Annotated in this window: 14 protein-coding genes; 4 read left to right on the forward strand and 10 right to left on the reverse strand. The window is 49.1% G+C overall.

Translation table 11 applies throughout. The features are described from left to right. Window positions 1-137: 137 nt before the first annotated feature. The 3 genes from NO352_RS20290 to cls all read right to left on the reverse strand — a co-directional run bounded on the left by NO352_RS20290 (window position 138) and on the right by cls (window position 4,002). Window positions 138-1,355: an MFS transporter gene (locus NO352_RS20290; protein WP_289356643.1), complete on the reverse strand. Its 1,218-nt coding sequence runs from the start codon at window positions 1,353-1,355 to the stop codon at window positions 138-140. Window positions 1,356-1,513: 158 nt separating this feature from the next. Next, window positions 1,514-2,368: an ABC transporter ATP-binding protein gene (locus NO352_RS20295; protein ID WP_171416117.1), complete on the reverse strand. Its 855-nt coding sequence runs from the start codon at window positions 2,366-2,368 to the stop codon at window positions 1,514-1,516. A gap of 122 nt (window positions 2,369-2,490) precedes the next feature. After that, on the reverse strand, window positions 2,491-4,002 hold the full coding sequence (cls, locus tag NO352_RS20300) for a cardiolipin synthase (protein ID WP_268599077.1): 1,512 nt from the start codon (window positions 4,000-4,002) through the stop codon (window positions 2,491-2,493). Window positions 4,003-4,261: 259 nt separating this feature from the next. Here cls and NO352_RS20305 point away from each other — a divergent pair, with 259 nt between their 5' ends. Next, window positions 4,262-4,846: a TetR/AcrR family transcriptional regulator gene (locus NO352_RS20305; protein WP_005544905.1), complete on the forward strand. Its 585-nt coding sequence runs from the start codon at window positions 4,262-4,264 to the stop codon at window positions 4,844-4,846. 99 nt (window positions 4,847-4,945) lie between these two features. Here NO352_RS20305 and NO352_RS20310 read toward each other — a convergent pair whose 3' ends face one another. After that, window positions 4,946-5,626, reverse strand: coding sequence for a TorD/DmsD family molecular chaperone (locus NO352_RS20310; protein WP_163979950.1), 681 nt, complete (start codon window positions 5,624-5,626; stop codon window positions 4,946-4,948). A gap of 538 nt (window positions 5,627-6,164) precedes the next feature. Here NO352_RS20310 and NO352_RS20315 point away from each other — a divergent pair. After that, the gene (locus NO352_RS20315; protein ID WP_289356644.1) at window positions 6,165-7,121 is read left to right on the forward strand and encodes an AraC family transcriptional regulator; all 957 of its coding nucleotides are present in this window, start codon (window positions 6,165-6,167) and stop codon (window positions 7,119-7,121) included. 211 nt (window positions 7,122-7,332) lie between these two features. Then, window positions 7,333-9,900, forward strand: coding sequence for a glycoside hydrolase family 38 N-terminal domain-containing protein (locus tag NO352_RS20320; RefSeq protein WP_289356645.1), 2,568 nt, complete (start codon window positions 7,333-7,335; stop codon window positions 9,898-9,900). A gap of 274 nt (window positions 9,901-10,174) precedes the next feature. Here the strand turns inward: NO352_RS20320 and budA are convergent, their stop codons facing one another. Together budA and alsS are read right to left on the reverse strand one after the other, a co-directional pair. Beyond that, entirely contained in the window at window positions 10,175-10,975 is an 801-nt protein-coding gene (budA, locus tag NO352_RS20325; protein ID WP_005544913.1) for an acetolactate decarboxylase, read from the reverse strand. A gap of 55 nt (window positions 10,976-11,030) precedes the next feature. After that, complete coding sequence (gene alsS / locus NO352_RS20330) at window positions 11,031-12,680, reverse strand: acetolactate synthase AlsS (RefSeq protein ID WP_051135101.1); 1,650 nt, start codon at window positions 12,678-12,680, stop codon at window positions 11,031-11,033. Between the two features lie 318 nt (window positions 12,681-12,998). Here alsS and NO352_RS20335 point away from each other — a divergent pair, with 318 nt between their 5' ends. Next, a complete protein-coding gene (locus NO352_RS20335; protein ID WP_289356646.1) occupies window positions 12,999-14,090 on the forward strand; it encodes a M24 family metallopeptidase in 1,092 nt (363 codons plus the stop codon). Window positions 14,091-14,272: 182 nt separating this feature from the next. Here NO352_RS20335 and NO352_RS20340 read toward each other — a convergent pair whose 3' ends face one another. From NO352_RS20340 to NO352_RS20355, 4 genes are all read right to left on the reverse strand, one after another. Next, window positions 14,273-14,908, reverse strand: coding sequence for an ArsR/SmtB family transcription factor (locus NO352_RS20340; protein ID WP_005544918.1), 636 nt, complete (start codon window positions 14,906-14,908; stop codon window positions 14,273-14,275). A 13-nt stretch (window positions 14,909-14,921) separates the two neighbouring features. Beyond that, entirely contained in the window at window positions 14,922-16,229 is a 1,308-nt protein-coding gene (locus NO352_RS20345) for an MFS transporter (protein ID WP_289356647.1), read from the reverse strand. Window positions 16,230-16,405: 176 nt separating this feature from the next. After that, window positions 16,406-19,123 carry an alpha-mannosidase gene (locus tag NO352_RS20350; RefSeq protein ID WP_289356648.1) on the reverse strand — a complete coding sequence of 906 codons (2,718 nt, stop codon included), beginning with the start codon at window positions 19,121-19,123 and terminating at the stop codon, window positions 16,406-16,408. Window positions 19,124-19,174: 51 nt separating this feature from the next. Then, window positions 19,175-20,455 carry a glycoside hydrolase family 125 protein gene (locus NO352_RS20355; protein ID WP_289356649.1) on the reverse strand — a complete coding sequence of 427 codons (1,281 nt, stop codon included), beginning with the start codon at window positions 20,453-20,455 and terminating at the stop codon, window positions 19,175-19,177. Window positions 20,456-20,744: the final 289 nt, after the last annotated feature.

Here is a 20,744-nt window from a genome sequence, read left to right on the forward strand (position 1 = left end):
AATTACGTTACTTCCCTACATCCTATTCCACAAGGGGTGTACACTCTCCTTTTCTTTAGCAGAAAAAATTCCCATGATATTCCTTCTACCGGAACAGCTGGGAACCCTTCTGCATAAGACTTATTTACGATAATTTATCACGATGCCGACGTCTCAGTGTCTTGCTTGTGCTTGGCTGCCGAGTCAAATGAATGAAACACACCATAGAAAAGAATAAATAGCGACAGCCCGCTGAATATAAGCACCATGTAAGGCAAGCCGATTGTATCTAAACTAAACCCTGCAGCGAGAAGCACAACTTGGAACAGGACTCTGTCCAGCATTGTGCGGAATGAGAAAAATCGACCGTGCAGTTCCTTCGGAATCGACTTTTGGAAATAGGTTGACAGCAGCGGGAAGAAGAATCCTGCAGCCAAACCAAATAGAGCAAACGCCACAATCGTCATCCACTTCACATGAGCAAAGAACAACAGCGCTTGTGCGCCTGCGATAATGAATGAGAGGGTAAATAATTGCTTGAGCAAATCACGCTGCCCGGAAATGCGCTTCACGAAGAATGCGGCCAATATAAAGGCAATGCCTTCTGCGGCATAGAGCCAGCCCTTAATTTGCGAATCTTGATGCATTTCACTAATATTGATGACCATCAAGTTGAAGCTTCCAATGAAGAACCCCGGAATAATAGACAAGCCTAGCGCCGTAAGGGCAACCGGCATCCCCTTCAGCATAGGAACAATCTCCTTGAACCCACCGCCTTGCTTCTCCTTGCGATTTAGATTGCGTTTCTGTTCTCCCCCTTCATCGATATCGAGGAAGTAAGTGGAGACAAGGAGAAGTCCATAAGCAACCAATGAAGCGGTATATAAGGCAGACAAGCTCATAACAGACAGCATCATGCCAGCTGCAACCGTTCCGATGATGCGGGCAATTGTAGAGGCGTTCATATGAATCCCGTTCAATGCGATCAGATCTTTGTCCTGTACGATTAACGGGATGACCGACTGCAGGGCCGGGAAGTAAAAAGCAGCCGATATTTGCAAGCAAATCGCAAATAAAATCATCCACCATACCGAGCTTTGCGCAATGGCGAGAAACATAAAGCATACACTCGCCATCCGTCCAATACCCGCCCATATGAGGACATTCTTTTTCCGATGTGAATCAATTACCTTGCCTGCATAGGGGCCGATAAGCACACCTGCCAGCAGACCTGTAAATAAGATCAAAGACTTCATGAAATCTGACGGCACATGATGCTGCATAAATTCCAGATTCGCGATAATGGATGTCCAAAGTCCAAGCCCAGCAACAAATTCGCCGCAGAGCACGATCCATACGTTACGATTGCTCCACAAAAGAGATTCCCTCCGATAACCATATGTCATAATTGGTAGAGTAAATATAGAAATTGGAAAATGAAGGGGGAATAAGCGGGCAAAAAAAGCTGCTTGGCAAAGCCAAACAGCTCCTATTATGATTCCCGTTCACTTCATAGTGGGTTATATTAGCTTCTTTACACAGCATTCGATTGCAGCAGTGTGTTCGCTACACATTCATCCTTGCGCTCGCACCGTTCACCACAAACGCGCCCCTTGCCGCGCGGCACGCACATTGGCGTTCCAAACAGCGGGTCATCGCACACGATACATTCCATACAGAATACGTCTCTTACCATGTCAACCGTAAGCACATCTTCCGGAGCCCCTTGCGAATGGATCCCCTTATTGCGCACCGCTATAATATGATCAGCATAACGGCATGCGAGATTCAAGTCATGAAGAACCATCACGATGGTACGGCCTTCATTCCGATTCAAATCGTACAGCAAGTCGAGTATCTCAATTTGATGACTCAAGTCCAAATACGTCGTCGGTTCATCCAACAGGACAATGTCCGTATTTTGCGCAAGCGTCATTGCGATCCAAGCTCGTTGTCGCTGACCGCCAGACAAGGCATCTACTGGCCGATCAGCCAAATTCTCAAGACCTGTCACCTTCAATGCATGGCGCACAAGCCGTTCATCCTCTTCTGACCACTGCTTCAGCCACGTCTGATACGGATAACGTCCCTGCTTCACAAGCTGATGCACTGTCAGGCCTTCCGGAGCTGATGGTCCTTGGGGCAAGATCGCCATCTTACGCGCAACTTCCCTCGTTCCGGTACGATGAATATCCTTGCCATCCAGCAGGACTGTTCCACGATTCGGCTTCAGCAAACGGGCGAGCGAGCGGAGCAGTGTCGACTTGCCGCATCCGTTGCTGCCAATCAGCACCGTAATCTTTCCTTCAGGTATACTAACCGTTAAATCTTCTATTATAGAGGTTTCCCCATACGATAACGTAAGAGATCGTGTGTTCAATACAGACATGATCGTTCCTCCTGCATTCCATGGATAATGAAAATCGTTCTCAAAAGGAGTTCTCCCTAATCATGCCACAAACCAGACATAGAGTCAATCTATTCCATCCGCTACTGTAAAGCCAATATGGCTTACAGAAGCGGTGAAAATAAGCGTGCTGCTGACTCAAGGAAGCGTGTTAACACTTTTTTGCGAGCGAACTGTTCCTCCACGATAGGAGCAGCGGACTGAAGATCCAGCTCAAACTCCTCTACGAGTTGATGAACACTCTCTGTACGCAGCAGCAGTGCATTGACCTCAAAGTTCAAATGAAAGCTGCGCATATCCATATTTGCAGTTCCGATCGTTGCCATCTTTCCATCTACAATAATAAGCTTCGAATGAAGAAATCCCTTTTCATACTCGTAAATGCGTACTCCCGCTTCCATAAGTCCAGGGAAGTAGGAATGCGACGCAAGAAATGGCAGCCACTTATCCGGCTTTGCCGGGAACAGGAGCTTAACGTCGACGCCAGACAACGCTGCAACACGGAGCGCTGTAAAAATATCCTCATCCGGGATAAAGTAAGGCGTCGCGATCCAAATTGATTTTTTCGCCGAGGTCACCATGGAAAAGAATACATTCTTCATCGTCTTGAATTCTTGATCCGGGCCGCTTGCAATCATCTGCACAGCTCCTGAGGCTGACTCAGTTGGCTTCGGCATCAAATATTCCGGATCATACAGCTTGCGCCCTGTCGTATGTGCCCAATCCTGCAGAAATATGATCTGAAGTGTCTTGACGGCTTCTCCCCGTACAATCATATGGGTATCGCGCCAGAAGCCATAGGTCTTGCTGCGGCTTAAATACTCATCTCCTACATTCAGACCGCCAATGAAAGCTACATTGCCATCAACAACTACGATTTTGCGGTGGTTCCGATAATTCACTCGATTCGAGAACAATGGAAATTTCACACCGCCGAATACAGCGACTTCAACCCCTGCGCTGCGCAAATCAGCCAGAAACATCTTCGGCAGATGCATACTTCCAACTGCATCTACCATGAAGCGCACCTTGACTCCCGCAGCCGCCTTGTCAATCAAGACCCGCTTAATCGTTCTTCCAATCTCGTCATCCCGGTATATGTAATATTCCATATGAATATGATGTCTTGCTTTATTCAATTCCGTAAGCAGTGCAGAGAATGTCTCTTCTCCGTTATTCAAAATCCGCGTATCGGTGCCGAATGAGATTGGGCTCTTGCTCAGACGGCTCGTCAGCCGCAGCAGCTGGCGTTCATCAGGATTAAAGGTGGAAAAGACCTGCTCCCTGCGTGTCAGCGATTCATTATCAATGAAGGCATACGCCTGTCGGTCTTGAACAGCCTTGCGGGCATAGCGGCGGCGTTTGCGATAGTTTTGGCCGAATAGCATATAAAAAATAAATCCGACAACTGGAACGAGTGCCAGCACGAGTATCCAGGCAACCGTACTGGAAGGATGCCGATTCTCCATAAAAATAATGACGGCAAGCGTAATGACCGCGAATGTCGTCATAATGCTTAGCGATGTCGCAATGGTATGACCGAACGTATCGTTCACATACAGCCCAAGCGTCATCAATAAGATAATAAATAACCCAACCTGCAGCGCTCTCCTCATCCGCACTTTCCCCCATTTTCTATATTTCTGTATCTTCACACTTCGTTTCTATATATTCACTACGTACTTGCCGACCGTATGTATCATCTGTAAGCTTTTTTATGCAATTTGTTCGATAGGAAGAACGATCCATATTGAAATACTATACCCGAAATCCCCCTATTCAAATATGTCATTGACAACGATTTCAACCCTGTGACATAATTTGTCGAACGAACGATAGGTAGTTATGGAACAGCGAAGAATGGAGGGTTTCCCTTTGACTGCCAACCGCATTCAACTTATCGCTCTATCCCATTTTGCCAAATATGGCTATGCCGGAACGTCCATGTCCCATATTGCTGAGGAAGTCGGCATTAAGAAACCATCCATCTATGCGCATTATAAGAGCAAGGAGGATCTGTTCCTGCACGTTCTGCAATCTGTATTTGTCGACGAGCTGAACTGGATTACAGACTTCTTCCATAAGCACGAGCAACTGCCGTTGTATGACCAATTGAAGCTGCTGCTCAAATCATACCGTCATCGCTATAACCAGTATGATGTACTCAAGTTCATGCTTCGAGTCGCCTTTTTCCCGCCGCCATCGCTTCGAGAGCCTGTTCTTGAACGCATGCATGCCTTTGTCGAGAAGCTGGAAAAAGGACTCGTCCCCCGTATGGCACAAGCGCTTCGCTCGCAAGAAATTTGCGGCGTACATCCTGAACAGGCGGCCAAGGCGTTCATTTCCATATTGGACGGGCTTTTCGTACAGTTGCTGTATGGCGGAATTGATCGGTTTGAAAGTAATTTGGAGGCCGCGTGGACGATTTATTGGCGGGGCATTACATGTAGGCCCATATAGAGAAGAAAGGGACCTTTGTATAGAAAGGTCCCTTGTCATGTACATTGCATCGCGTTTTCGTTCTATTTTACTGCACCGGTTCGAGTACAGAATGTACAATTATGCAATCTCCATCTGTTCTGCCCATGCGGCTTCTTTGGCGATGAACTCGCTTAGCAGCAGTCCAATTGCCTTATAGATTGGATGTTCGGCATGCTGTGCTAAGTCCTCTGCAAAGCGTGGCGCCCAGTTCTTCAGATGCTCCAGCACAAATGTGCGCTGGCCATTCATATAGCGCTCGTAACGCTCCTTCGAGGCTACATTGTTCATCATCTTCTCGATAAGAACAGCCATGAATTCCAATTCGATCGCAATATGGTCGTCAGGCTCTCCGTTCATCTTTTTGAAATATAAGCTGAATTCAGCATACATTTGCCGCACATCATGAGCGTAAGACCTTGGCAGCATTTGCTCGCTCGCACGATACATCGTCTCGCAAGGCGCTACAGGCAGCTGGCCTGAAGAGCCAAACAAGCGCAAATATTCATCTCGCAGCGATGAGTATACGGCGTACATTTCGTTAATCGACATGTTCTTGAGCAAACTGCACAGCTTTTGGGCTCCTTCGGAAGCGGATGACAGCACCTTGAGCTTCTGTCCGTTCCGCCATGCCATAATGACATCTAGTGTTGGAACCTCGCCCAGGAAATCAGCCAGCAATTGATAAGCCGCCTTGCGTGTCTCCATTCGTTCCACGGTATCACCACTCCACTGTTCCAGCTGTTCTGCCGTTAACAACATCGTCCGTCCCCTCCATATGTTGATTTCCAGCCTTCATCCATATTGTCCCATAACCGGACGATCAATTGCTGTGACGAATTGTGAACAACATAGGGATGAAAGCGCTATATGTGACACTTATGTGAATTCGAACTCAATTGCCCGGCAAATTGATACGATTCAACTGCATACATACCGTATTCGTAACACCATTTATTTAAACACTAAAATACTGGTAAATTTTATTCTAACAAAGGCGCTAGTAAAGAGACAGCTCCAATTGTTGCCTGACTTTACAATCAAATTGTGATGAAAATGACAAAGAACATAAAGAGGATATTCGATAAAAAAGCATTATAGGCATCTAGAAAAGGGCTTCATTATCGCTCGTATTGTCACATCCTTCCTATGTTTTACTCATCTTCCTGCTGGGGTTCGATATCGAAAGAGAAGCACATAGCCTGAATACGCAGCTGGAAAATACAAAGCCCAAAATGAGGATCAATTTAACCATATACAGGTTGGCCTACATACGAATGGTACACAAGGAGTACACATAATGATTAATAATCCTACGGCATACAAAAAAGCAAATCATTCGCTCAATATATACGCCTCACAGATTGACTGCGGTCCAGTGCGCTATCGTGTCCATTACTGGGGCTTCATGCCTCACCATTACCATAACGCGATGCACCGGCATTCTTTCTTTGAGGTGTGTTACGTCATGGAGGGTATTGGCGAATATATCGATGACGGCAAGCATTACTCGCTAGCAGCAGGTTCAGCATTCTGCTCTCGCCCAGGAATCTGGCATCAGATTCGCAGCGACGAAGGTCTTGCCCTCTGCTTCGTTGCCTTCGACATTTTAGAATCCGAATCGACCGATGCATACGTTCACGCCTATCAAGTACTGGCACAGGAGGCAGTCCCGGTTATTTCTGAAGCTGCGGAATCTACAATGGCAGCGCTGTGGAGCGCTATACTGCACATGTTCAACCATGGGAATGGGCAAGGACAAGCTGCATATCCCCCAGCGGTGCTGCAAGCTGCGGCAGGTACACTGCTGTACTCGATGCTGCCGCTGTTCACGCCAAATCCAGACCAGCTCCCGTCAGCGTCCGAAGCAACCAAGAACCCTCCTGTCGGTCACAATGATCTGTTCCGCAGGGCCAGTCTGTACTTGGAGGATAACCTTAGCGAACCGCTGTCGCTTGACATTGTCGCACAGCATTTGCACATCTCCCCCAGGCATCTGACCCGGCTGTTCATGCAGCATTGCGGCCAGACATTCGTTCAATATATACAAGAGCGCCGCATCCAATTAGCAAAGGAACTGCTGCTCGGCAGCGATGCAGCCATTAAACATATTGCCGGGCAGTGTGGTTTTGAGTCTGTGCATTATTTTACAAGAGTGTTCACTCGCCATCTCGGTGTATCGCCAGCGCGCTTCCGTCGTGATGAACTCCATCGTCCGCGTTCAGACGTTGATCCAAGTCATCCTCCTATTTCATAAAGATGTCCTTTTTGTACAAAAACAAAGCCGACTAGTCCAAATACAGCCTTCCCTTCATTTCCTACAATGAGGGCAATACATGGTGAAAGTGAGAGAACACCTCTCTATCCGGCATGTTACTGTCTTTTTTGCAGCGATATGGAGCCGGAAGGTTTTATTCGTTATTCAAAACTCGTTCCTTGAACTGAAATGGAATTGGAGGCTACACCTAATGAGAATGGAACAGCATCTAGCCCGTGCAAAGACCCCTACCCCAAATCGAGCTTGGACCATTTATGCAATACATCACTCCCATACCGACATCGGATATACAGAGCGTCAAGAAAAGATTGAACGTTATCACGCTGAATTTATTCGCCAAGCACTGTACATCTTGCAGCAATCTGAGAATGGCGCTAAGCCTGATTGGCAGGGGTTTCGCTGGAACTGCGAAACGTTCTGGGCGGTGGAGCGCTTTTTGGAACAAGCTTCAGAGAAGGAACGCGAGCAATTTGCAGCAGCGGTGCGCAGCGGCAGCATCGAACTATCGGGTACGTACTTGAATATGACGGAGCTTCCGGACTATTCCTTATTGCAATGCATTCACAGCAAAGCGCAGGCTTACGCCAAATCGATCGGACATCAAATCGATTCCGCGATGACCGCTGACATTAACGGCTATGGATGGGGCTATGCCCAGAGCCTGCTCGACAATGGAATCAAGCATTTATTCAGCTGTATTCATACTCACCACGGGATGTTCGCTCTTGGCCGCAAGCAGACACCGTTTTGGTGGCAGGCGCCGAATGGCGACAGATTGCTCGTCTGGAACGGAGAGCACTACATGTTCGGGAACGAGCTCGGCCTGTGTCCGGGTGCGCTCGGCCAATATATGATTCAGGACGAGTTCGACAATCAGCTTATCGATACCCGTCATAATGATATTGCCCGAATTCGGATGCATCGCTACGTATGCCGACTTGAAGAGGAAGGCTATCCCTATGACTTTGTGCCGGTCATGCTGTCCGGTCTTGGTACAGACAATGCCTCGCCTAATGGTCGGATTATGGAATTCATCCGTGATTGGAACGCACAATACGGAGAAACGATTCGCATCGAGATGACGACGCTTAGTGGATTCTTCGCCAGACTGAAGCAGGAAGATATGGAGCAACTGCCTGTCTATGCAGGTGATTGGCCAGATTGGTGGTCAGATGGCGTCAGCTCGACAGCTATGCATACTCAGCTATACCGTGACGCGCAGCGGACGCTAAGAAAGGTTAAGTATCTCGATCCAAAACAAGAGCTTGTAGATGTGCAGCAAATTAGCGAAGCAGAACAAGCATTGGCCATGTATGCAGAACATACGTGGGGTTATCACTCTTCCATTTATGAGCCGTGGCATCCGAACGTGCAACTCTTAGAGGTTCGCAAGCAGGCCTATGCCGCCGACGCAAGCCGTTTGGCGCACCAAGCTTTGGATCAGGTGCTGTTCGCCCAAGGCGCGGCACCGTTATACCCGGAACGGCCGATCCGCTATCGTATCGTCAACACAGAGAACGCATCCGCGAATAAGCTGGTAACGCTGCCCTTGGATGGCTGGGAGCCTGCTTTATTTGAGGATGGGATGGAGGTCGTACACGAAGGTACTGGAGCCGTGCTTCCGCACCAGTCCCCACACCCGCAATCCATTGTCATCCAAGCCTCGCTTGATGCGGGCGAGGAGTGTTTCCTGAAGTTGCGTAAGACGCAAGCTCTGCCTATTAACCGAACAACATCCAATACCCGCCTCATGGGTAGTGACCGCGTCTATGATATGGACGATCTGCAAATAGAACACGCTGCTCACGGGCCAATCCAGATTGCGCAGCACATGATTGAATCACCCTTTGTCCGCATAGAATGGAAGGAGCATGACGGCATCATTTCTTGGCTAGATAAACAATCCGGCGCAGAACTGCTGGCAGCCAATCGCGAGTATGGGGCATTTACACCGATATATGAGGTTACTCCAGCGGCTGATTCGAGCGATCCAAGCCAAGTATGGGCCGTCCGCAGCCGGATGGGGCGGAATCGCAAGGGTATTAACGTAGAACGAAGCGCTGGATGTCTCATTCGTGTTCGTCCGATAGAAAACGGCCCGCTATATGCTACTGTTGAGCTTACTTACACAATTGAAGGCATGAGCTATTACGCGTTGTTCCTGAAGGTATACGCAACTTCGAATCGAGTAGAGGTATCGGTTCGACTTCATAAAGATAGCGTATGGCTTCCTGAAAACGTATATGTGGCGTTACCGTTTACAACAGGCGAATATAGCAAGGATACGTTATATGTAGAAAAGGCAGGAGCCATCGTCCGGCCATGGATCGATCAACTGCCGGGCACTTGCCTGGACTATACGTGCATTCAGGAGGGCTTGGCATGGAGCAGCCATACTGGGGCAGGGCTAGCCAATTCTACGATCGGATCCGAAGGTTCTCGGACAGTTATGGACGAGCTCGAACAAGCTACGGAGCGTACACTGCTTCTGGCCATGCCCGATACGCCGCTGCTCCAGTTGGGCTCGCTTGACCATGGACGCAGGCTTGTCCATACGCAGCAGGCGCAGGATACTAAGCCTTCTGCCTATGCATGGCTGATGACCAACTATTGGGAAACAAACTTCAAGGCTACACTCGGCGGATTTTACGAGTTCCGTTATGCATTGGAATTGCGTCATGATGTAAGTCCAACAGAACAATTGCCAGATGAAATCCCTGCGCTAGCTGCTGAGTTTATTGTTGCACGCATGAATTAATGAAAGCATGATCGTTTCAGTCTTCGTCCCCGATGCCGCTTGCTCCTCGTCAGGCATCGGGGTTCTGTTATCTTCTACATCTCCACTATAGCCGCCCCATCTTCACGAGTCCATCTTATAAAAAAGACCCAAACGGGCTCCTTGCTCTCCCATTCAGGCCTTCTTGGCATATTTTAGACTTCCTTTATTACCACTGAGATTGATACTTGCACGACGTGTGCATACAACGCATGTGTTACTTGTGCATGCTTCACGAGCACATTTGGAACTTAGATCAGCCTTCAGCCTTCGCAATTTCCGCATCAAGATCGCGGCTCGTCAGATCGGCATTCATGAAGGCTTCTGTTTCGGGGAAGTGCATATGCACTTCTGACGGCTTGCCAATCTGGATGACGCCGGACTTGAACTGAAGATCAAGTACATGCCCGCCGCCTGTACGCGCATCATCGACAAAGTGATGATGGTAGCCGGCCACGGCTATCCCTTGAGCGAAGGCCGGCATACGAAACGCTGCCACCGTACCGCGCTTTTTCTCCAGCGTGAAGATAGGCTGCGATTCGATTGCCTCCAAGAAGGGACGGAATGGCGGCTTCTGCTTCGCAACAGTACGTGTTACAACACGTTCGAATTCTCCGTCAATACGAATCGCGTAGAACAGGTTTAGGCTCGGGAGCAAGCTGTCAATCAGCTGCTCCAGCTCGCTGCGGCTCATCGGCTGATTCACCCGAAATGTCTTCTCCGCTTGAAAGAAGGTAACGGACGCGAACGGCGTTCCCTCCTCCGGCTTTACAGGCGTTACACTGCTGTCGGAGCGCAGGCGGTAGTAGTTCCCATCAAAGGCGATTAATTCCCCATCCAATTCATTGAACGTGCCAATACCGAAGTCGCCATGCTGCTTCAGCTCAGCCATTGTCATGTTTCCCTCGAACACACCGTCGAGCAGGGCGCTCATAGTAGATGTCTGGAAAATGGTGCTTGGCTGCTCTGAGCGGTGTTCCGTTTCTCGTTCCGTTGTTGTATATGAGTCCGATGGACGTAATGTTGTGTTGACCGGATGTTCCAATACGGCATTCATCTTCTCTGTTCCTCCTTGTTGCGTGCTGTACTTTTCCCTTGCTTCCAGTTCGTTCTTAATGGAACTGGTCTGGAAGTAGAGTATCTCCAAGTGCGATATTGTCACTGTAATCGACAGGAATATCAATGACGACAGGCCCTTCTGCTTCAAGCGCCTTCTTCAGTGTTGGCACCAGTTCAGCAGGATCCGTGACACGGTAGCCCGTAGCTCCATAGCTTTCTGCGAACTGCACCATATCCGGCTGACCGAATTCGATGCCTGCGGTACGGCCGTATTTCATTTGCTGCTGGAATGCGACCATATCGTATGTGCCATCATTCCAAACGAGGTGAACAATCGGCAGCTTCAAGCGCACAGCCGTTTCAAGCTCCATCGCAGAGAACAAAAACCCTCCATCTCCTGATACGGAAACGACCTTCTCATTTGGACGAACCAGTGCGGCCGCAATGGCCCAAGGCAAGGCAACGCCAAGTGTCTGCATTCCGTTGCTGAACAGCAGGCGGCGCGGCTCATACGAGCGGAAATAACGCGCCATCCATATATAATGAGAACCTACGTCACAAGTGACGGTCACGTTATCGTTGATGACGCTGCGCAGGCCATGAATAATTTGCAGCGGATGAACAGTGCCCGGCTTGACTTTCTGCGGCGGTTCACAGGCTTCCACCAGCTTTGCCAGCAAGGAGTCGCACAGCACATTCGCTTCTGGCGTCCGCTGCAAGCCGGACAAATGCTTCGTTAATTCCTGCACCGTACGGTCGATGCTGCCGAGCAACTCCATGTCAGGCTGATAATCATGATCAATATCTGCTTGTACGTCATCCAAATGAATAATGCGGCGCTGGCCGTCATGATTCCAGAACTTCGGATCGTACTCTACTGGGTCATACCCTATCGTCAATACCGCATCGGCCTGTGCCAGCAGTTCATCTCCCGGCTGGTTGCGGAACAATCCGATACGGCCGAAGAAGTGAGCCTCCAATTCACGGGAAATGGCACCTGCCGCTTGGAATGTCTCTACAACTGGAATATTCGTATGGGCGACAAGCTGCCGAATCGCATATACCGCTTCCGGCGAGCTTGCCCGCATTCCAAGGAGAATGACCGGGATGCGTGCGCTGCGCAGTGCCTTTGCCGCTTCGGCAATATCTTCAGAAGGAGCTGCTCCAAGCCGTGGCGAAGGCAGCGGGCCAATTGCTGACACCTCTACCGGACTTGTGATTACATCCTGCGGCAGGCTGACAAAAGCTGCGCCTTGACGCGGCGAAGTCGCTGCACGGAAGGCGTTCGTCAGTACCTCCGGCAGGTTGTCAGGATGCTGTACTTCTGCGCTGTACTTCGTAACTGGCTGGAACAGTGCTGCATTGTCCATTGATTGATGCGTCCGCTTCAAGCGATCTGCGCGTGATACAGCCCCACCTAAGGCAACCACCGGATCACCTTCTGCCGTTGCAGTAACAAGACCTGTCGCCAAGTTGGAGGCCCCTGGTCCAGATGTCACCAGGCATACCCCCGGTTTTCCTGTTAATCTGCCAACTGCGGCTGCCATGAACGCGGCGTTCTGCTCATGCCGGCACACAATTAAAGAGGGGCCTCGATCAACAAGTGCGTCAAAAACGCTGTCAACCTTAGCCCCCGGAATTCCAAAAATATGAGTGACGCCTTGACGATTCAGGCAGTCCACGACAATGTCTGCTCCACGCATCGCGGATAGTTGTTGATGGCGATCCTGATCGACACAATGAATCTCAACGCGTTGGCTGGCTTTCTCATTCATGCGAGTCTTCGTAGTGTTCATGATATTCATCCCTTTCCTCGTGGTGATATTACCCAATGTATTAATACAGTATAAGACACATACTATGAAAACATGTGAAAATAATCAGTCTGTATTATATATAATACTCCTTTTTTTTATTTTGTCTATTCGCAATTTTCAATCGGTCATGGTACATTCGAGAATAGAAGCCTGACTAACGATCCTAGATCACCTTACTCTACCGAATGAAAGGATAGATTTTCGATGAATGATAAATGGAACAAGCTCCGTTCCGCCATGGAGGAAAGCAGCATTGATGTCATGCTGATTACAGATCCGAAGCATGTCTATTACTTAACTGGCTTTGCTTGCGATCCGCATGAACGGTTTCTTGGCATCATCGCCCCTCTGCAAGGAGAGCCGACACTGATTGTGCCTGCGCTTGATGGAGATAAGGCAGCCGCTGTGTCTGTCGTAAAGGACATTGTTACTCATACCGATACCGACAATCCCTATGACATCCTGAAGCAGCATCTGCCGCAGCAGCCCGCTCGCTTCGCGATCGAGAAGGGACATATGTCCGTACAGCGTTATGAAGCATTAACAAGTGCCACAGTAGCGAAAAGCTTTGTAGATGCAGGTCCTATCCTGCAGGTGATGCGTGTCATTAAGTCGGAAGAAGAAGTCGTTCGCATGAAGGAAGCGATTCGTCTTGTTGAAGCCGTTCTGCTGGAGGGCGTAAGCCGAGTTAAAGTAGGCATGAGTGAAATCGAAGTGGTGGCGGAGCTTGAGTATTTGATGAAGAAGCTTGGCTCAGACGGCCCATCCTTCAGCACGATGGTGCTGGCAGGCGAAAATGCCGCACTCCCGCACGGCGTACCGGGCTCGCGCACCATTAAGGAGGGCGAGCTGCTCTTGTTCGATATGGGCGTATATGCGAATGGCTACGCCTCTGACATTACGCGCACCTTTGCCGTAGGTGAAGTGAATGATACTTGCAAGGAAATCTACAATACGGTGCTCGCCGCGAACATGGCAGCCATCGAGGCTGTGAAGCCAGGCGTTACATTTGGCAGCCTTGATCGCACGGCACGCAAAGTCATTGCGGACAAAGGCTACGGGGATTATTTCACACATCGTCTCGGTCATGGCCTCGGCATCGATGTCCATGAGTACCCATCCGTACATGAGCGCAACGAGGATGTGCTTCAGCCGGGCATGCTGTTCACGATTGAACCGGGCATCTACGTGCCGAAGGTAGCTGGCGTACGCATCGAGGATGATGTCATCGTAACCGCAGACGGCGTTGAGGTGTTGACTTCTTATCCGAAGGAACTGACGATCATCGGTGTGTAACGCCTCTCCGTTCTAACCGATTCCATACACAACTTGGAGGCGCATTGTATGTTCCGTACAACCCTTCAAAAACAAACACCCACCCTCATGCTCATCTCAAGCATGGAGGGTGGGTGTCTTTGCCTATTCGACTAACCTTAACTTATTCCCAAATTGGAACAAAGGCTTCCGTCAATCGTCCATCATTCATTCTCGTTACTATCGACAGATTCACGATTCGGAACATCTTTCATGCGGTAGCTGAGCATAACGAACACGTATTCATCCTTGGTCGTCTGCTCTCGCAATTGTTTATCATTAGCAATCACGGATTCGTCTGGATTGAAAGGCGGCGGTGCATAGTTGGATGAGATTGCTTGCTGTACATAATACGCCTTCTCCGCCCATCCCATCGGTGTCATTGATGTATAGGCAATCTTCGCTTCCGCAAGCAAGTCCTCTCCATACTGTCCTTTTCGCATTCCGTCCTCGATTACATCCATACCTTGATGGGTAATGCGAAGAAGCTCCTGCACGATCAGACTGGAATGCTCCTGTGATATTTCCTTCCCCAACGTATAGCTGCGCTGCTCTTGATTCGCACGATAATACTTTTCGATCAGATTCCCCTGCTGCTTCGTCTCGACAAGCTCCAGCAGTTGGGCCTCTTCCAGCTTTTTTACATGGTAATACAGTCTGGATGGCTTCTCATCCATGATCTCTGCCATCTGTTTCACCGTAATCGGCTCATCTTGCGCAAGCCGCAATATTTGCATCCGGCGTGGATCTAGCATTATCTTCAACAGCTCGACATCGTTAATTACTCGCTGCTCTTGCAAGCTGTCCCCTCCCTTAGTCTGAAGAAGACATCGCCAGGTCTCCTCCCGTCATTCTCGCTTCATTCGTAGTTCGAAGTGCTTGATTATATTTTAACAGAGGGAAAATGACAACGACAATAATAAGCAGCAATCCGGCAAGCGCGGTGGCAAGCAATACGCCGAACATGGAAGCGAATAACCCGCCTATGCCTATGCCAAGAACTGTGCCGGCTTGCGACACAGAATCGAATACGCCTGATCCACGGCCTCTCATTTCATCTGGCATAATCGTAATAAACAGACTACTAAGCGGCACGTTCGTGCAAGCAAGTGATAAACCAAGACCAATCGACCATACATATACACTGAGAACCCCGCTCGTTTGATATAGCGAGTGCAGCGGAATAATGAGCAAGCAGAACAAGCCGATAACCCCGACTGCCCCGAGCAGCAGAACATTGGAAGCCACACGCTTCATGAGATAAGGTGCAGCGAGCGCCCCTAATATGCTGCCTACGGCCACCATACTGGAAATGAAGCCAAAATGCTCGGCAGGAATACGGAAGGTTTGCAGCAAGGCCGCATTCAAGTTCGTATTAATAACACCTACGACAAGCATGATCGGCACAAGCAGCAGAAGAAGTGCAAATAATCCATCGTGACGGTAAATCGTGCGCAGCCCTGCCTTCAAGGACTTCCAGTACGGTTCCTTCGCAGCAGCCGACTGCCCCGGCACCCCACGTTCATTTTGGATTTCTTCACGAGTCCGATCAGGTACGGGCTTTGCTTTGGTCATCGCGTAAATAAACAAAGCAGAAAGCATAAACGTAAGTCCATTAAAAAGGAATAGACGGTTAAAATGACCCAGTGGAATTAGCAGCCCCGCAATCGATGGCCCCACTAGCCGCATAGCCATAAAAGTAGCCTGCGAGAAGGAAACGGCCTGCGAGATGTTCTCTTTCCCAATAAGACTTGGCACAATGGCAGCACGTGCGGGTTCAAAAAACACGGTGCCGATGTTTTGCAACAATATCAACGCATAAATACCGTATAGATTGTGCTGAAATGCGATAAGCAGCACGACAATGACCGCACGGTAGATATCAGCGGCCATCATGATGTGGCTGCGCTGAAAGCGATCGGCGATTGGGCCTACAAATGTACCGAGCAGCATGCTTGGCAGTACATTTGCCAGTACGACAAGGCTGATAGCCAGCGGATCGCTCGATAAATGGGCGACAAGAAAGATAACGACGAGCCGTGTAATGCCGTCACCAAGCTCAGAAATGGTTTGGGCAAGCCATAAAAAACGGAATGCGCGGTTGTTCATGAGCAGCTTCATAGAGATCCCCCACTAAGATGATTTTTATCGTTAAAATTTATTTTAGCGATAAAAATCATTTTGTAAAGGGGTTATTTTCCTGATCCCAAAACAAATATAAATTGCTATTCATGTTCATTCGCCGAAAAAAAGACGCTTGCGAGTCTTCGCAAGCGTCTTTCCTATGATGATACGTATTATTTTTGGATACCGAGCGAGAAGATCTCCGCACTGCTCAAGGCAACAGTTACTTCACGGTTATTCGTGGAAGCAATGTTCTCTTTAACTTCTTCCATGATGTTGCTGCGGTAGAAGCCCTTCGCTGCTTCTGGAAGCGATACATTCAGAGCAGCTTCTTCATGCTTGAAGTTGAACCAGCGACCGACCATGTCGCCTGTCTCTTCTGCCATCTTCAAGGAGGAGAACGCTACGCCTTCGCCGTTCCATGCCAGGAATGCATGGTTCACTGGGAACTTGCCTTCCTGCACTTCCACTTGGCGTACAACCCAAGGTACTTGGAATGCATGAGCTTCTGCATAAGCACCGGATTCTACAACATCGCCTTCATGCGGGATAATCGCATATTCAGCCGTATGAACGCCGATGCACTGCGCTTCTGGAGTCGGGAAGTAGCCCCAGTCGCCGAGCTCGCCGGAGGAGCGAAGCAGCGTAACTGCAATCGTGTTCTTGTTGTCTTGCGATACCTCGTATTCGAACAAGCCCTTGTTCGCCACCGTCAAGCCCAGCTTGCCGTCACTTACGCTGACGAATGTGTGCTGATGCTGATCGTTGCTTGGGTTCTCCCATTCCTTCGCTGGAATGTTGTTGCGGCGAGCCGCTTCGAAGATCGATTCCGCCAAGTGTGTTTCGGATTCGAAGCCGCTTGGGAACAATGCTCTTACGCGGTGATCCTTGGACTTATTGTCCATCGTTACATGAACATCAACGCGCTTCGCACCACGATCGAGCGTATAGCGAGTGATGATGCGGAATGTAGCCAATTCAGTCGAACGCTGCGCCTTCCGAATATTGAAGTCCACAATGTCGCGGCGCTCTTCTTCCAATTTATCGTCTGCGGATACTGGAATGTTCCAGTTATGCGCCACTTCAATTACCGCGCGGAACGGCGTATTTTCTACAACCTTGCGCTCTGCCTTCAGCCCTGCCGTCGTAAGCGGCTTGGAACCTGCCGGCATGCGGAACATGTACTCGTTCCCGATATCTCCTGCATCTTCGTAGACGTTCAAACCAGCATGCGTATGACCAGTGGACTTGTCTGTCAACGTAAGCGATCCGTCTTCGGCAACGACTGCTTTCAAACGGTCGTTCTCCAGCGTGAACTCGCCTGTCACAAGGCTAGCCCCTTGTTCCTTCGATGCGCCTGTCACCCAAGCAAGCGTCTTATAACCGAATGCAGGGATATCTTGTACTTGCAAGCGCACCTTCACTGCACGCGCCATATATGGCTGACGGAACTTATCCTTCGGCAAGTCATAGCCGAAGACTACGCCCGCATCTTCCCATTGGCAATCAAGCACACTGCCGTCCGCATCGATAACTGCGCCAGCTTCGATTGGCTCCTTCTTCATTTCCGCTGCCAGCTTCATTGGATGAGCTTCACGGAAATAACGGCGGTACAGTTCAAGCGTCACTTCAACAACGCCATCGCGTCCATATCCTGTGGAGTTGAATACCGTAAACGGTACAGCTTCCTTGCCGCCGTATACAGATGTGTCGATTTGCTTAATCAGGCTATCTACTGTTTCGTTAATAATCATTTCTGTCATATGCTTCGACTTCTCAAAGCGTGTAACCATCTCGCGATGTACTTCGTCCACGCTGCAGCCGCAAATGCTATCGTGAGGGTGGTTCTGCATCAATGTCTTCCACGCGTACACGAACAGGTGGTGCGGGTATGGCTTGCCTGCTTGGTGTGCAATTGCCGCAAGCGGCTCTGCTACCTTCTCAAGCAGCGTTTGGTTCTCTGCGTTCATTTGCTTCAAATACACGCGGGAGGATGCTGTATTAACAAGTGTATACCAGCCGTCTGTACGTTGGCTGCGCAATTCACCGTGAACCGTCTGCAGGTTCTCAGGCAGCTCCTTGCGAAGCTCGTCTACATAATCATTGAAGTTGGAATGTACGAAATCCACATCCGGGAACAGCTTCTTCGCCACTTCAATCGCTTTAGACAGATCCGTTTGAATCGGCTGATGGTCACACCCGTTCATAAACAGCAAGTGGCGTGTGGATGCGAATTTTTCCGCATTCGGAATTTGCTTGTCCCAATAAGCTACTGCCTGCGGCTCATCAACAGGTACTTCCATTCCGTTACAGTACCAGTTCGCGAACAAAATGCCGATGACGCGCGAGCCGTCTGGGGATTCCCAGATCATCTCGGAGAACGGCGATTCATATGCTGCATCTTCCGATACTTGGTTGTTGAATCCAGTCGGCTTAACACCGCGGCCGAATACCGCTACATCAATGCCGGATTGCTTTAAGATTTGCGGCGCTTGGCCCATATTACCGAATGAATCCGGGAAATAACCGACCTTGGAAATGTTGCCGCCATACTGCTTCGCATCGCGATGTCCGATTTGCATATTGCGCACGTTCGCTTCGCTGCTTGTCAAGAACTCATCCTGCAGGATGTACCAAGGGCCGATATGAATGCGGCCTTCTTGAATGTACTTCGTCAGCTTCTCCTTCATTTCAGGGCGAACCTGCAAGTAATCCTCCAGCATAATCGTCTGTCCGTCCAGGTGGAAGCTCTTGAAGCCTGGATCATTGTCGAGCGTATCGAGCAGCGTATCCATCAATTCAATCAAAAGTGCATGATGATATTCATAAGGCATATACCATTCGCGATCCCAGTGCGTATGAGAAATAATGTGGGCAGTCTTTTTAGTCATGTTGTTTCCCTCACTTTCATGGTGTGTGTAATAGAGATATAAGAGATATATCTACTTCAACCAATGTTCGCGGTAGATCAACTCAGAGAACAAGCTGTTCGACCAAGCGAACCATTCGCGTGTGAACTGTGCAGGATCGTCCACGTGGAAGCCTTCATGCATGTATCCTGTGCCTGCATCTGTAGTCGTGAGCAGCTCGATAAGGGATGCAATCTCTTCCTGGGAGCTTGCTGTCAAGCCCTGCATTGACAAGGCAATATGCCAAATATATTGATTCGGCGTATGCGGACTGCCGATACCCTTAGCTGCTTTACCGGAGTAGAAGTAAGGATTCTCTTCACTCAGAATGAAGCGGCGTGTATTTTGATAGATTGGATCGTCTGCCGTTGTATAACCAAGGTACGGAATCGCGAGCAAGCTAGGCACGTTCGCATCGTCCATCAGGTTATAGTTGCCGAAGCCGTCTGTTTCATAAGCATAGATTTTGCCGTATTTCGGGTGGTGGAAGATGCCGTATGCTTGAATGCCTTCGTCGATTTCTTCCATCAGTGCGTGAGCCTTCGCTGCAAATGGCGCATCTTCATAGACTGCAGTTGCGATTTCTTCCAAGTAGCGCAGCACTACAACCGCGAACATGTTGGAAGGAACCAAATAGCCGAATGTGCATGCATCGTCACTTGGACGGAATGCAGACCATGTCATGCCTGTATAGTTGACCGGCATACCCATGCCATTATTCTTCAACGTATCTGTCTTGCGGCAATCCATCCGCTCGAAGCGGTATGGCGATTGCGCAAAGTGACGCTGTTCCGTCGTCCACAGATCCATAATGATATGAGCAACCGTTTTGTATTCACCATCAAAGAGGGAAGTGTCCCCCGTCTCTTTCCAATACAAATAGGACAATTGAAGCGGATAGCATAGAGAGTCAATTTCATACTTGCGTTCCCATACCCAGCCATTCAGCTTCGTTTGGTCACGGTGATGAATTTCATCCAATGCTACTTCTTGTTCATTAAATGCATTCGCATAAGGGTCAATTTGAATATATTTCAGTTGCTTGCGCACCAGCCCGGCAATGACGCGTCTTACATCCGCATCGTCCTTCGCAAGCGGCATGTATTGGCGTACCTGTGCGCTGGAATCGCGCAGCCACATTGCAGGGATATCCCCTGTAAAGACGTAGGATGTACCGTCTTCATGCAGCTTTGTTGTCGTTTGCAACGTATTCGGGAAGCAGTTCAAAAACTGCTCCATCAATTTCGGGTTATGGGCCAATTTAGTCTTTGCTTCTTCCATCACGCGAAGCACAGCTTGCGGTAGACGTTCCATGTCGGCTCTCTCCTTTTCACTTTTGATCACGACGCATTTCGGGAAGCGATTCGACATCGAATCTTGCATTCAACCTCGAAGAATTAATGCTTTCGGCGTATGTTTCCTTCAGAAACATTTCAGTTGCTCATATAGTCTCGCCTACATCCGCTATTCCTTACAAGTTTTGCAGAGTAAAATTCCGCTGCGAAAGCATGCACTTTAGGGTCTTGCAACCTTCCCGGTGCTGAAAAGTGAATTATTTGTATTATAGCAAATAAGATGATTAATATATCAATTATATTGTAAT

Origin of the sequence: Paenibacillus sp. S-12 (assembly GCF_030363895.1) — a bacterium.
Classification (GTDB): Bacteria; Bacillota; Bacilli; order Paenibacillales; family Paenibacillaceae; genus Paenibacillus_B; species Paenibacillus_B alvei.

Coding starts and splice junctions, on each gene's coding strand:
- NO352_RS20310 (WP_163979950.1), bottom strand. CDS start 5,626: ATGTTGTTAACGGCAGAACAGCTGGAACAGTGGAGTGGTGATACCGTG.
- NO352_RS20345 (WP_289356647.1), bottom strand. CDS start 16,229: ATGAAGCTGCTCATGAACAACCGCGCATTCCGTTTTTTATGGCTTGCC.
- cls (WP_268599077.1), bottom strand. CDS start 4,002: ATGAGGAGAGCGCTGCAGGTTGGGTTATTTATTATCTTATTGATGACG.
- budA (WP_005544913.1), bottom strand. CDS start 10,975: ATGAATGCCGTATTGGAACATCCGGTCAACACAACATTACGTCCATCG.
- NO352_RS20350 (WP_289356648.1), bottom strand. CDS start 19,123: ATGACTAAAAAGACTGCCCACATTATTTCTCATACGCACTGGGATCGC.
- NO352_RS20320 (WP_289356645.1), top strand. CDS start 7,333: ATGAGAATGGAACAGCATCTAGCCCGTGCAAAGACCCCTACCCCAAAT.
- NO352_RS20295 (WP_171416117.1), bottom strand. CDS start 2,368: ATGTCTGTATTGAACACACGATCTCTTACGTTATCGTATGGGGAAACC.
- NO352_RS20335 (WP_289356646.1), top strand. CDS start 12,999: ATGAATGATAAATGGAACAAGCTCCGTTCCGCCATGGAGGAAAGCAGC.
- alsS (WP_051135101.1), bottom strand. CDS start 12,680: ATGCGTGGAGCAGACATTGTCGTGGACTGCCTGAATCGTCAAGGCGTC.
- NO352_RS20355 (WP_289356649.1), bottom strand. CDS start 20,455: ATGGAACGTCTACCGCAAGCTGTGCTTCGCGTGATGGAAGAAGCAAAG.
- NO352_RS20315 (WP_289356644.1), top strand. CDS start 6,165: ATGATTAATAATCCTACGGCATACAAAAAAGCAAATCATTCGCTCAAT.